Origin of the sequence: Roseovarius mucosus DSM 17069, from assembly GCF_000768555.3 — a bacterium.
GTDB lineage: Bacteria > Pseudomonadota > Alphaproteobacteria > Rhodobacterales > Rhodobacteraceae > Roseovarius > Roseovarius mucosus.
Window position 1 is genome coordinate 81,996 of record NZ_KN293984.1, and the last position, 12,170, is coordinate 94,165.

Here is a 12,170-nt window from a genome sequence, read left to right on the forward strand (position 1 = left end):
CCCTTTTCTCAGTTGCGGCGCAATGTAAAGGCAAGGTTCAGCATCGCGGTTCAGGAGCACGCCATGAGTCACGCCAGCACGCAGATCGTTCCAGATGCCTCAAAGGTCATGATGGGGGCCACGCTCGCTTGGGTGGCGGTGCTGATATATGCCTCGTCGAACTCGCTCGTCTCGCTGCTTGCCGATATCGGTTCGCAAAACCGCGTGATGGGGCGCAATGTCATCACCTATTGCAACCTGCTGTTTGTCGGCTCGCTCATGTCGATGGTGCCGATGATCATCATGTTCTGGCGGGATTGGACATGGGAGAACCTGCGCGCGCTGACCAAGAAACACTGGGTCATCCTCACGCTCTCGGCGTTCTTTTCCTCGGCGCTGACGCCGGGGCTGTTCTTTTACGCGCTGGAACATACGACCGTGACCAATGTCGTGCTGATGGGGCGGATCGAGCCGCCACTCTTTGTGCTGGCGGCTTGGTTGCTCTTGCGCGAAGAATTCGAGCCGTGGGCCTTTGTCGCCGGTCTGGTGGCGCTCTGCGGGGCGGCGGTGATGATCCTGATGAACAATGAGGGCACCACGCTCGACCTCGGCAAGGGCGAGATTGGCGCGCTCTTGGCCACGCTGTCTTATATCGCCTCGACGCTGATCGCGCGCATGGGCCTGCGCGGTATTCCGATGGGCATTTTCGCCATCTATCGCACCGCCGTGGGCACGACATTCTATTTCTTTGTTGCGCTCTATCTCTTTGGCCCGAACCATTTCCAAGATGTGCTTCACCCGGTCGTCTGGCAATGGGTCTGGATCTATGCGGTGATCGTGGTGATCGGCGGGCAGTTCGCCTGGGCGCTCGGGTTGAAATACGCGCGCTCGGGCGATGTATCGCTGGCCACGTCGTTTTCGCCACTTGCGGCGATCCTGATTGCGATGGTGATGCTGGGCGAAGACCCGGGGCCGGGCCTGATCCCCGGCGGGGCGATCATCCTCTTGGCGGTGGCCATCGGACAGTATGGCCGGCTGCGCCGCCGCCATCGCGAGAACTCCGCCCTGCGCAAGCAGGCGCAGGAGCGCGCGCTGGAACATGAAGGCGAAGTGAACTTCAAGGGCGCGTGAGAACGACGAAAACACCCCGCTGATGACGATGTGTCAGGGGTGTCGGGGCGCGATGCGCAATCGCCTGTTCTAGAAGTTGCCGACGGAGGGCTGTCGCTGGCTGGCGACCGGCCCATAGCCCGGACGCAGAGCATCGGGCAAAGACGCATAGCTCTGAAAGAGCTCCCGGCCAAGACCGGCAGGTGGCGGGACGGCAGCCCCCAACGCCTCGAATGCCGCTTGTTTGAGGGCCAGCCCATCCGCCACCTCGGGCAGCAAGTCGGGTGCGAAACCAGTGATCTCACGTCCGCTGTCATGCACCGGCATGAGCCAGAGCGCGCCCGGCAGATGGTGATGATTGGCCTCAAAGAGCGCAACCGCCTCAGACAGCGCCGCGCCCCCGCCCGCCCGTGGATAAGGGGCCAGCACGCAAAGACCGGTAGCATTGACATGGCTAGAAAAGGCCGAAGCGTCGTCGAGTGGTAGCACCCGGGCGGTGGGATAGGCAGCCAGCACATCGCACAGCTCGGGCGATCCAAGGCCTGTCATATCCTCAAGATAGACTGTCACGCGGACCCCTGCCGCAAGTCGATGACCGATCGCCCCCAGCGCATGATGGATCACCTGTGCGCCGTCCTGGGCCAGCACGGCCATTTCTCGGGTCAGCATCCGGGGTTGACGGCTGAGGAAGAACGCAAAGATCTGTTCAGCCATGCCATTATAATGCGTGACATCGCGGGTGTCGTGGACAATGCGGCCAATATCCACTTCGGCCACGGAATGCCCCGCCGCGTGCACGCGCAGCATGATATCAAGATCGACCGCGTAATCGGTCGCCAGACCGTTATAGGCGATGAGGGACCGGTCAAAGACATAAAGCCCCGAGTTGGGCGCGCGCAGGTGCGAAAGGCCCGGAAACATCTGACGCAGCGCAGGGCGCACCAAAAGGCGGGTCATCGGCATGTTGTCGGCGGGGTCGTGCCACGCCCCCTTGATCAGCCCCACACCGGCGGCGCGGGCGGCGGGCATACGGGCAAAGAGATCTGTATCGAACCGGTCGAGGTCGGCGTCGACCTTCATCACCCAATCATGGCGCGCGGCGGCGATGCCCGCGCGCACTGCATGGCCCATGCCGGTCTGAGCCTCTGAGATGACCACAGCACCTGCCCCGCGCGCCAAGTCCGCTGTCGCATCGGTCGAGCCGTTGTCGATCACCACAACCTCGCCCACATCCGGCATATCCGCCAGAACCGACACCACGCGGGCGATGGTCTGCGCCTCGTTTCGGGCCGGGACAATGACGCTGACCGGGGGGGTCATGGGAACTCCTCGAGGGATAGAGAAATACATTACTTTGTATACAACCTAATCTTTGACGGCCTTGATCACAACATAAGACGTGTCACGAGAGTAAAATCTCTCGTGAGCCAATGTAACCCTCGCCCTGCGTGCAAACAGCTAAAAGGCGAGTGTCGCCTCAACCGCGCGCGCCCAGCCTGCGACTTTGGTGCTGCGCAGATCCGCCGACATCTGGGGCAGAAACTGTCGCTCCAGCGCCCAGGTTTCGGCAAATCCGGCCTGATTTGGATAAAGTCCGATATGCATCCCCGCCAGCCACGCCGCCCCGAGCGCCGTGGTTTCCAGCACCTCCGGCCGGTCCACCGGTGCGTCGATAATGTCTGAGAGGAACTGCATCGCCCAGTCAGAGGCGCTCATTCCCCCGTCCACGCGCAAAACCGCGTCGGCCCCGTGTCCGGCCCAGTCATCACGCATCGCGCGCAAGAGATCGCGGGTCTGGAACCCCACACTCTCGAGCGCCGCGCGCGCAAGCTCGGCAGGGCCGGTGCTGCGGGTAAGGCCAAAGATCGCGCCCCGGCACTCGGGCCGCCAATAGGGCGCGCCCAGCCCGGTAAAGGCAGGCACCAGAACGACCGTTTGATTTGGGTCGGCCTGTTCGGCCAAGGGCTGCGTTTCGCTTGCGTGGCGGATCATCTTGAGCCCGTCGCGCAGCCACTGCACCACGGCGCCTGCGACAAAGATCGAGCCTTCGAGCGCGTAGGTGGGTTTGCCATCCAGTTGATAGGCGATGGTGGTCAGCAGCCGGTTTTGCGAGACAACCGGCGTGTCGCCAGTGTTCAGAAGGGCAAAACAGCCGGTGCCATAGGTGGATTTGAGCATCCCCGGCTTGAAACACGCCTGCCCGACGGTTGCGGCCTGTTGATCGCCCGCCACGCCGCGAATGGGGATTTCGCGACCAAAGAGATCGGCGCGCGTGTGACCATAGTCATCGGCGCTGTCGCGCACCTCAGGCAGCATCTGCATGGGTATGCCCAGGAGGTCGCAAATCGTGGCGCTCCAGCGTCCCTTGCGGATGTCATAGAGCAGGGTGCGCGCGGCATTGGTGGCGTCGGTGGCATGGACGCGACCGCCGGTAAGTTTCCAGATGAGATAACTGTCGACGGTGCCAAAGAGCAGATCACCCGCTTGGGCGCGGTCCCGAGCGCCCGGAACATGATCGAGTATCCAGCGCAGTTTCGTGCCGGAAAAATAGGGATCGAGCAAAAGGCCCGTGCGCTCTGCCACCATCGGCTCGTGCCCGGCTGCGCGCAGCTCGGCGCAATAGTCCGCCGTGCGCCGATCCTGCCAGACAATCGCGCGATGAATGGCTTGCCCGGTGTGACGGTCCCAGACCACGGTTGTCTCGCGCTGGTTGGTGATGCCGATGGCGGCAATATCCGCGCCGGTCAGACCGGCCTTTTCGATCACCGCGCGGCAGGTGCCTGCGGTGGTAGACCACAGGTCATTGGCATCATGCTCCACCCAGCCCGATTGCGGGAAATGCTGCGCGAATTCCTCTTGGGCCGTGGCCGTGATCCGCATGCCCTCGTCAAACAGGATCGCGCGGCTCGAGGTGGTGCCTTGGTCAATGGCGAGGATGTGGGACATGGCTGTGATCCTGAACGCGGCAAAGATAGAAAAAGCGGCCGCCACCGTTGGGCGGCGACCGCAGTATGGGTTCGCGCCGGGCCGCACGCAAGGCGGCCCGGATCGGTTGGCTTATTGCCAGGACTTGATCAGCTCGTCATAAGCGATGGTGACCGGCTCTTCGTCCTCGTTCTCAAGCTTGGCCTTGGGCGCGCCGGGCTGGCTCAGCCAATGCGCGGGGTCCATTTCCTCATTGAGTTTGGGGCCGATGTCGCCCTGGATACCAGCGCGCTCAAGCCGCTCGAGCACACGCTCCTGATCGGAGCAGAGCGCATCAAGCGCCTCTTGCGGGGTTTTGGCGCCCGACATGGCGTCGCCGATGTTCTGCCACCAGAGCTGTGCCAGTTTCGGATAGTCAGGCACGTTGGTGCCGGTGGGCGACCACTGCACGCGCGCGGGCGAGCGGTAGAATTCCACAAGACCGCCCAGTTTCGGCGCACGCTCGGTAAAGCTCTCGTGCTGAATGGTCGACTCGCGGATGAAGGTGAGGCCGGTATGCGCCTTCTTCACATCCACGGTTTTCGAGGTCACGAACTGCGCATAGAGCCAGGCGGCCTTGGCGCGGTCCACGGGGGTGGATTTCATCAGGGTCCAGGACCCGGCATCCTGGTAACCCACTTTCATGCCGTCTTCCCAATAGACGCCGTGCGGCGAGGGGGCCATGCGCCACTTGGGCGTGCCGTCCTCGTTCATCACCGGCAGGTCGGGTTTGACGGAAGCGGCGGTAAAGGCGGTGTACCAGAACATCTGCTGCGCGACATTGCCCTGCGCCGGGATCGGGCCTGCCTCGGAGAAGGTCATGCCAGCGGCAGCGGGGGGCGAATATTTCTGAAGCCACTCGATCGCCTTGGTCACGGCATAGACGGCGGCGGGGCTGTTGGTGGCCCCGCCACGCGCGACGCAGGAACCGACGGGCTGCGAATTCTCGTTCACCCGGATGCCCCATTCGTCGACCGGCAGGCCGTTCGGCTCGCCCTTGTCGCCCATCCCGGCCATGGACATCCAGGCATCGGTGTAGCGCCAGCCAAGGCTGGGGTCTTTCTTGCCGTAATCCATGTTGCCAAAGACTTCGCCCTCGACGCCCAGGTGGCTCAGATCGCGCCCGGTGAAGAATTCGGCGATGTCCTCATAGGCCGACCAGTTCACCGGAACGCCCAGATCATAGCCGTATTTCTCTTTGAAATCGGCCTTGTTCTTGTCGTCGTTGAACCAATCGTAGCGGAACCAGTAAAGGTTGGCGAATTGTTGGGTCGGGAGCTGATAGACCTTGCCATCAGGGCCGGTGGTGAACGAGAGGCCCACGAAATCGTCGATGTCGAGCGTCGGGCTGGTCACATCCGCGCCCTCGCCTGCCATCCAGTCGGTCAGGTTGCGCACCTGCTGATAGCGCCAATGGGTGCCGATGAGGTCACTGTCGTTGACATAGCCGTCATAGATGTTCTCGCCCGACTGCATCTGGGTTTGCAGTTTCTCGACCACATCGCCTTCGCCGATCAGGTCATGCGTGACCTTGATGCCGGTGATGGCGGTAAAGGCGGGTGCCAGCACCTTGGATTCGTAGCTGTGGGTGTCGATGGTTTCCGACACGACCTTGATTTCCATGCCGGCAAAAGGCTGGGCCGCGTCGATGAACCACTGCATTTCCGCCTCTTGCTCGGCGCGGCTGAGCGTGGACAGATCGCCGATTTCCGCATCGAGAAACGCCTTTGCCGCCTCCATATCGGCGAAGGCGGGCGTGGCCATCAGGCCCAGCGACACCAGCGCGGTGGTTGTTCTCATTCGCAAGTTCATGGTTTCCCTCCCTAGGTGAACTTTGTTGGTGATTGATCCCGGTCTAAACCCAGCGAAACACCGCCGCGGCATAGATCAGGCAGAGGATCAGCGCGTAAGGCTGGTTCGCGCCGACAATTCCGAGCCAGGCCAGATTGAGAAAGGCCGAGCCGAGAAGCGTGATGAAGAGACGATCGCCGCGCGTCGTCTCGATTCTGAGGATACCGACGCGCGGGGTTTCGGGGAATTTGATCGCCAGCACCGTGAAGGTGATGAGCAGCGTCGCAATGACCCCGAAAAAGATCGCGGTCGGAAGTGTCCAAGCCATCCAAGACAGATCCATCGTCAGTATTCCCCCATTCCTTCGATCCGCTCGATCGCCAGCAGCAGCGTCAGGGCGATCGCGAAAACCACGACCACCACGTAAAGCGTCTTTCCCACCATTCCTGCCGCCCATAGCGACCCGCGCGCGAAAACGAGGATGCCAAGCAAAACCAGTCCGAGCAGAACAGCCATCACACCCTCCCCAGGGCAAAGCCCTTGGCGATGTAATTGCGCACGAAATAGATCACCAAGGCCCCCGGCACGATGGTCAGCACCCCCGCCGCCGCGAGCACGCCCCAGTCCAGACCGCTTGCTGACACGGTGCGGGTCATGGTGGCCGCAATCGGTTTGGCATCCACACTTGTCAGCGTGCGCGACAAGAGCAGTTCCACCCATGAGAACATGAAGCAGAAGAACGCAGCCACGCCCACGCCCGATGCAATCAGCGGCATGAAGATCTTGACGAAAAACCGCCCGAAGGAATAGCCGTCGATATAGGCGGTCTCGTCAATCTCCTTGGGCACGCCGCGCATGAACCCTTCCAGAATCCACACAGCCAAGGGCACGTTGAAGAGGCAATGCGCCAGCGCCACGGCGATATGCGTGTCAAACAGGCCCACGCTTGAATAAAGCTGAAAGAACGGCAGGGCAAAGACCGCAGGCGGGGCCATGCGGTTGGTCAAGAGCCAGAAGAACAGATGCTTGTCACCAAGAAAGCTGTAGCGCGAGAACGCATAGGCGGCGGGCAGGGCCACGGCAATCGACAGGACCGTGTTCATCACCACATAGATCAGCGAATTGACATAGCCCATATACCAACTGGCATCGGTGAGGATGGTGGCATAATTCGCCAGCGTCGGGCTCTGCGGCCAGAGCGAGAATGCGCCAAGTATCTCGTCATTGGTCTTGAAGCTCATGTTTACCAGCCAATAGATCGGCAAGAGCAGGAACACGAGGTAAAGCACCATCACCACGTTGATACGCGGCAAGGCAAAGCTGCGGGTGGTGCCGCGTGCGGCGGTCAAATCGGCCATCACTTGCCCTCCCGTTTGTCGAGATTGACCATGACTGTGTAAAACACCCATGAAATCAGCAGGATTACGAGAAAATACATGATCGAGAAGGCGGCGGCAGGGCCGAGGTCGAACTGTCCCAGCGCCATTTTCACGAGGTCGATCGAAAGGAACGTCGTCGCATTGCCCGGACCGCCCCCCGTGACCACGAAAGGCTCGGTATAGATCATGAAACTGTCCATGAAGCGCAGGAGGATGGCGATCATCAAAACGCCCGTCATCTTGGGCAATTCGATATAGCGGAACACAGCCCAGCGGCTGGCCTGATCAATCTTGGCGGCCTGATAATAGGCATCGGGGATGGATTGCAGCCCGGCATAGGCCAGAAGGGCCACCAGCGAGGTCCAGTGCCAGACATCCATCACGATGAGCGTGACCCAGGCATCGCCCGCATTCTGCGTGTAGTTATAGTCGATGCCCAGCGCGGCCAGAGTATGACCCAGAAGGCCGATATCGACCCGGCCAAAGATTTGCCAGATGGTGCCGACCACGTTCCACGGGATCAAGAGCGGCAAGGACATCAGCACAAGGCAGACCGACACCCAGATGCCGCGCTTGGGCATGTTCAGTGCCACCAGAATGCCCAGCGGCACCTCGATGGCGAGGATGATCGCGGAAAAGATCGCCTGCCGTTGCAGCGCGTCCCACATCCGTTCCGAGGCGAGCATTTCCTCGAACCACTCCAGCCCCGCCCAGAAAAACTGGTTGTTGCCGAATGTGTCCTGCACCGAATAGTTGACCACGGTCATAAGCGGGATGACGGCAGAGAACGCCACGAGAAGAAGGACGGGCAGGACAAGGAACCATGCCTTTTGATTGACGGTCTTGTCCATCACGCGGCCTCCTGCGCCTGAGATTTCGGTGTCACGCGCCAGTCATCGGCATAGACATTGATCGCGGCCGGATCGAAGGTGACGCGCGTCATGTCGGGCGAAATCAGCGCGCCCTCAGCGGCGATGGCGTTGATCTGAACCCCGGCCAATTCGCAGCGGATGATCTTGTGACGGCCCACATCCTCGATCCGCCGCACGGTCACGGGCAGCCCCTCTGCCCCTGCCGTCAGGCGCACAAATTCGGGCCGCACACCGATCTGCACCCGGCCCGTGGGGCGGGCATAGTCGGCCCCAAGCGGGATTTCGACGCCTTGCACTACGGCCTTGGTGCCGGAAACCTCTGCATCGAGCAGGTTCATCCCCGGCGAGCCGATGAAATAGCCCACGAATGTGTGCTCTGGCCGCTCGAACAGCTCCTGCGGCGTGCCCATCTGTACGACGCGGCCATCGTGCATGACGACGACCTTGTCGGCAAAGGTCAGCGCCTCGGTCTGGTCATGGGTGACATAGATCATCGTATGGCCAAACTCGTGATGCAGCGCCTTGAGCTGCGTCCGCAACTCCCATTTCATATGGGGGTCGATCACTGTCAGCGGCTCATCGAAGAGCAGCGCGTTGACATCCTCACGCACCATGCCGCGGCCAAGGCTGATCTTCTGCTTGGCATCCGCCGTAAGGCCGCGCGCCTTGCGTCCCAGTTCCGCCTCCATCCCGATCATGCGGGCGATGGTCTGGACCCGCTCGGCGATATAGGCGGGCTGCGCGCCGCGATTGCGCAGCGGAAAGGCCAGATTGTCGCGCACCGTCATGGTGTCATAGACCACCGGAAACTGGAACACCTGCGCAATGTTGCGCGCGGCGGTGGCCTGATCGGTGACATCCTGATCGTTGAACAGGATACGGCCCTGACTTGGGCGCAAGAGGCCCGAAATGATGTTGAGCAGCGTGGACTTGCCACAGCCCGACGCGCCCAAGAGGGCATAAGCCTCGCCATCGCCCCAGACGTGGTTCAGCTCTTTGAGCGCGAAATCCGCCTCGGACGCGGGGCGGGCGAGGTAACTATGCGCGAGATTATCCAGCGTGATCTTGGCCATGATTCCCCCTCACGCCGCCTCTGCATAGGGTGCTGGTGCGACCAGCACGCCATCCGACCCGAACACATAGACATGCGCCGGATCGAGATAGACCCGGAGTGCGGCCCCCAGTTTCAGGTCGCGCACCCCATGGATAAGACCCACCCACCGCTCGCCATGGTGATCCAGATGCACAAAGGTTTCGGACCCGGTGATCTCGGTCACGTTGAGGCGTGTGTCAAAACTCAGCGCATCAGGCGTATGCCGGTCCAGTTCCAGGTGGTTGGGCCGGAAGCCCGCCGTATAGGTGCCATCGGCAAGTCCCGCCATGCTGCCCAGCGCCGCCGCCGATTGCCCATCACCAAAGAGGATGCGCGTGCCGGATTTCTGCACGGTCAGAAAATTCATCGGCGGATCGCTGAAGACGCGCGCGGTCGTGGCGTCGCGCGGCTGGCGGTAGACCTGCGGCGTTGGGCCGAATTGCGTGACACGCCCCTCCCAGAGGGTCGCGGTATTGCCGCCAAGAAGCAGCGCCTCCTCGGGTTCGGTCGTGGCATAGACAAAGATGCTGCCCGCCGCCTCGAAAATCCGCGGGATTTCCGCGCGCAGTTCCTCGCGCAGCTTGTAATCGAGGTTGGCCAGCGGCTCATCGAGCAGAACCAGACCGGCCTCCTTGACCAGCGCGCGGGCCAGCGCGCAGCGCTGTTGCTGACCACCCGAAAGCTCCAGCGGCTTGCGCGACAGCATCGGCGAGAGCTGCATCAGATCGGCGGTTTTACGCACCGCCGCGTCAATCTCGGCGCTGGATTTGCCCATCAGCCGCAGGGGCGAGGCGATGTTGTCATAGACGGTCATCGAAGGGTAGTTGATGAATTGCTGATAGACCATCGCCACGCGGCGATCCTGCACGCGCATTCCGGTGACATCCGCGCCGTTCCACAGGATACGGCCCGTCGCGGGCACATCGAGCCCCGCCATCAGCCGCATGAGCGAGGTTTTCCCCGAGAGGGTTGGCCCCAGAAGCACGTTCATCGTGCCGGCCTCGAGCGTGAGGTCGGTCGGGTGAATATGCACCTGCCCGTTCACACGTTTCGATACCCCCTTGAGTGTCAGCGCCATGCGGTCGTATCCTCCCTTATCCCTTGGCAGCCACGGGGGCGGCCCGATCAAGCCCGCGCTCCTGCTGCATCCAGTCGTCGAGCGCCGCAATCTGCGCCTCGGTCATCTTGAGGCCCAGACGGGTACGCCGCCAGACCACATCCGCCGCAGCGCGGGCGTATTCGTGGTCCATCTGCCAGCGCACCTCGGCCCCCGTCAGGGTTGCCCCGAAATCGGGGCCAAGATCGGCGGCCTCGCGCGCCTCGCCCAGAATATCCACCGCCTCGGTGCCGTATGCGCGCACCAGGCGCCGCGCCCATGGCTCCGTGAGAAACGGATAGGCCCTATGCAGACTCTCGGTCAGCCGGTCGAACCCGTCAACGGGGAAATCACCCCCCGGCAGGGCGACGCCCGCGGTCCAATCTGCACCAGCATCCGGAAAGAACGGGCGCAACTTGGCCAGCGCCGCCTCGGCCAGTTTGCGATAGGTGGTGATCTTGCCGCCAAAGATGTTCAAGAGCGGCGCGCCCGACCCCTCGGCCAATGTAAGCACATAGTCACGGGTGGCAGCGGTGGCGGATTTCGCGCCATCGTCATAGAGCGGGCGCACGCCCGAATAGGTCCAGACGATATCGGCGCGTGTCACGGGCGTCTTGAAATATTCCGACGCAAAGCGGCAGAGATACTCGGCCTCTTCCGGCGTGCATTCGGGGCGCGTATCCGCCTGCCCATGTTCGGCATCGGTGGTGCCGATCAGGGTGAATTCGCCCTCATAGGGGATGGCAAAGATGATCCGCCCATCGGTACCTTGGAAGAAATAGCATTTGTCGTGATCGAACAGGCGCCGCGTCACGATATGGCTACCGCGCACCAGCCGCACCCCTTCGGCAGAGTCGAGGCGCAGCGTGCCCGAGATCACATCCTTGACCCAAGGTCCGGCGGCATTGACGAGGGCGCGCGCCTGCACCACCTCTGTCGCGCCGGTTTCCTGATCCTTGAGCGTCACCTGCCACAGATCGCCCACACGCTCGGCCGATTGCACGCGGGTGCGGGTGCGGATGCGCGCACCGCGCGCCTCGGCATCGCGGGCGTTGAGCACGACAAGGCGGCTGTCCTCGATCCAGCAGTCGGAATATTCATAGGCGCGGGTGAACTTGTCCTTGAGCGGCGCGCCTTCAGGCCCCGCACGCAGATCGAGCGTCGCAGTCGCAGGCAGGATTTTACGGCCCCCGAGATGGTCATACAGGAACAGTCCCAGACGGATCAGCCAGGCAGGCCGCCGCCCCTTCATCCAGGGCATCACCAGATTGAGGATGCGCGAGGTGGGCGTTTCGCCCTCGAACCGCATATCGCGGTGATAGGGTAGCACAAAGCGCATGGGCCAGCTGATATGCGGCATGGCGCGCAGCAGGGTTTCCCGCTCGATCAGCGCCTCGCGCACCAGCCGGATTTCGAAATATTCGAGATAGCGCAGACCACCGTGGAAAAGCTTGGTCGAAGCGCTCGATGTAGCCCAGGCGAGATCGTTCATCTCGGCCAGTTCAACCCGCAGTCCCCGGCCCGCCGCATCGCGCGCGATGCCACAGCCGTTGATGCCGCCGCCGATGACGAACAGGTCGATCACTGTGCCCTCGCGGTCCTGCGACACGCGCCCCTCCCACCGTAAGATGAGCGCAAACGAACCACTTTTTGACCGCATAGGTCAAGAATGAATGTTCGTTTTGTTTCTTTTACTCATGCGCTCTTTGATTTCATTCATCATTTCTCAGGTCCAAGCGCGGGCGCGGGCGCGAACGAACGCATTTTTCAGCCTGACGTGACGTCACCCCACCCGTGACCGCCGCGATTCGCCCGCTTCGCCGCAGCGCAGCGGAGGCTTTGCTTGCAGCGCGCGGCAAAACGAACATAATCGAACCCGCAACCAA

General features: G+C 62.1%; 11 protein-coding genes. 1 reads left to right on the forward strand and 10 read right to left on the reverse strand.

The features are described from left to right. Positions 1-63: 63 nt before the first annotated feature. Positions 64-1,110, forward strand: a complete 1,047-nt coding sequence (locus ROSMUC_RS15560) for a DMT family transporter (protein ID WP_037275316.1) — start codon at positions 64-66, stop codon at positions 1,108-1,110. 69 nt (positions 1,111-1,179) lie between these two features. Here the strand turns inward: ROSMUC_RS15560 and ROSMUC_RS15565 are convergent, their stop codons facing one another. The 10 genes from ROSMUC_RS15565 to glpD all read right to left on the reverse strand — a co-directional run bounded on the left by ROSMUC_RS15565 (position 1,180) and on the right by glpD (position 11,944). Next, positions 1,180-2,409: a glycosyltransferase family 2 protein gene (locus tag ROSMUC_RS15565; protein ID WP_037275209.1), complete on the reverse strand. Its 1,230-nt coding sequence runs from the start codon at positions 2,407-2,409 to the stop codon at positions 1,180-1,182. Between the two features lie 138 nt (positions 2,410-2,547). Continuing rightward, a complete protein-coding gene (gene glpK / locus ROSMUC_RS15570; RefSeq protein WP_037275210.1) occupies positions 2,548-4,035 on the reverse strand; it encodes a glycerol kinase GlpK in 1,488 nt (495 codons plus the stop codon). Between the two features lie 111 nt (positions 4,036-4,146). Beyond that, complete coding sequence (locus ROSMUC_RS15575) at positions 4,147-5,865, reverse strand: ABC transporter substrate-binding protein (RefSeq protein WP_206018466.1); 1,719 nt, start codon at positions 5,863-5,865, stop codon at positions 4,147-4,149. Positions 5,866-5,908: 43 nt separating this feature from the next. Beyond that, entirely contained in the window at positions 5,909-6,181 is a 273-nt protein-coding gene (locus ROSMUC_RS15580) for a DUF2160 domain-containing protein (protein WP_037275318.1), read from the reverse strand. Between the two features lie 8 nt (positions 6,182-6,189). Beyond that, the gene (locus tag ROSMUC_RS21080; RefSeq protein ID WP_170062585.1) at positions 6,190-6,360 is read right to left on the reverse strand and encodes a hypothetical protein; all 171 of its coding nucleotides are present in this window, start codon (positions 6,358-6,360) and stop codon (positions 6,190-6,192) included. Beyond that, entirely contained in the window at positions 6,360-7,202 is an 843-nt protein-coding gene (locus tag ROSMUC_RS15585; RefSeq protein ID WP_037275213.1) for a carbohydrate ABC transporter permease, read from the reverse strand. Before ROSMUC_RS15585 ends, ROSMUC_RS21080 begins: the two co-directional genes overlap by 1 nt. Beyond that, complete coding sequence (locus tag ROSMUC_RS15590; protein ID WP_037275215.1) at positions 7,202-8,074, reverse strand: carbohydrate ABC transporter permease; 873 nt, start codon at positions 8,072-8,074, stop codon at positions 7,202-7,204. The genes ROSMUC_RS15585 and ROSMUC_RS15590 overlap by 1 nt, the downstream gene beginning before the upstream one ends. Next, positions 8,074-9,168: an ABC transporter ATP-binding protein gene (locus ROSMUC_RS15595; protein WP_037275217.1), complete on the reverse strand. Its 1,095-nt coding sequence runs from the start codon at positions 9,166-9,168 to the stop codon at positions 8,074-8,076. The genes ROSMUC_RS15590 and ROSMUC_RS15595 overlap by 1 nt, the downstream gene beginning before the upstream one ends. Positions 9,169-9,177: 9 nt before the next feature. Next, positions 9,178-10,266: an ABC transporter ATP-binding protein gene (locus tag ROSMUC_RS15600; RefSeq protein ID WP_037275219.1), complete on the reverse strand. Its 1,089-nt coding sequence runs from the start codon at positions 10,264-10,266 to the stop codon at positions 9,178-9,180. A 16-nt stretch (positions 10,267-10,282) separates the two neighbouring features. Further along, a complete protein-coding gene (gene glpD, locus ROSMUC_RS15605; RefSeq protein ID WP_102105994.1) occupies positions 10,283-11,944 on the reverse strand; it encodes a glycerol-3-phosphate dehydrogenase in 1,662 nt (553 codons plus the stop codon). Positions 11,945-12,170 lie beyond the last annotated feature (226 nt).

Coding starts and splice junctions, on each gene's coding strand:
- ROSMUC_RS15600 (WP_037275219.1), bottom strand. CDS start 10,266: ATGGCGCTGACACTCAAGGGGGTATCGAAACGTGTGAACGGGCAGGTG.
- ROSMUC_RS15590 (WP_037275215.1), bottom strand. CDS start 8,074: ATGGACAAGACCGTCAATCAAAAGGCATGGTTCCTTGTCCTGCCCGTC.
- ROSMUC_RS15575 (WP_206018466.1), bottom strand. CDS start 5,865: ATGAACTTGCGAATGAGAACAACCACCGCGCTGGTGTCGCTGGGCCTG.
- ROSMUC_RS15585 (WP_037275213.1), bottom strand. CDS start 7,202: ATGGCCGATTTGACCGCCGCACGCGGCACCACCCGCAGCTTTGCCTTG.
- glpK (WP_037275210.1), bottom strand. CDS start 4,035: ATGTCCCACATCCTCGCCATTGACCAAGGCACCACCTCGAGCCGCGCG.
- ROSMUC_RS15565 (WP_037275209.1), bottom strand. CDS start 2,409: ATGACCCCCCCGGTCAGCGTCATTGTCCCGGCCCGAAACGAGGCGCAG.
- ROSMUC_RS15595 (WP_037275217.1), bottom strand. CDS start 9,168: ATGGCCAAGATCACGCTGGATAATCTCGCGCATAGTTACCTCGCCCGC.
- ROSMUC_RS15560 (WP_037275316.1), top strand. CDS start 64: ATGAGTCACGCCAGCACGCAGATCGTTCCAGATGCCTCAAAGGTCATG.
- ROSMUC_RS21080 (WP_170062585.1), bottom strand. CDS start 6,360: ATGGCTGTTCTGCTCGGACTGGTTTTGCTTGGCATCCTCGTTTTCGCG.
- glpD (WP_102105994.1), bottom strand. CDS start 11,944: ATGCGGTCAAAAAGTGGTTCGTTTGCGCTCATCTTACGGTGGGAGGGG.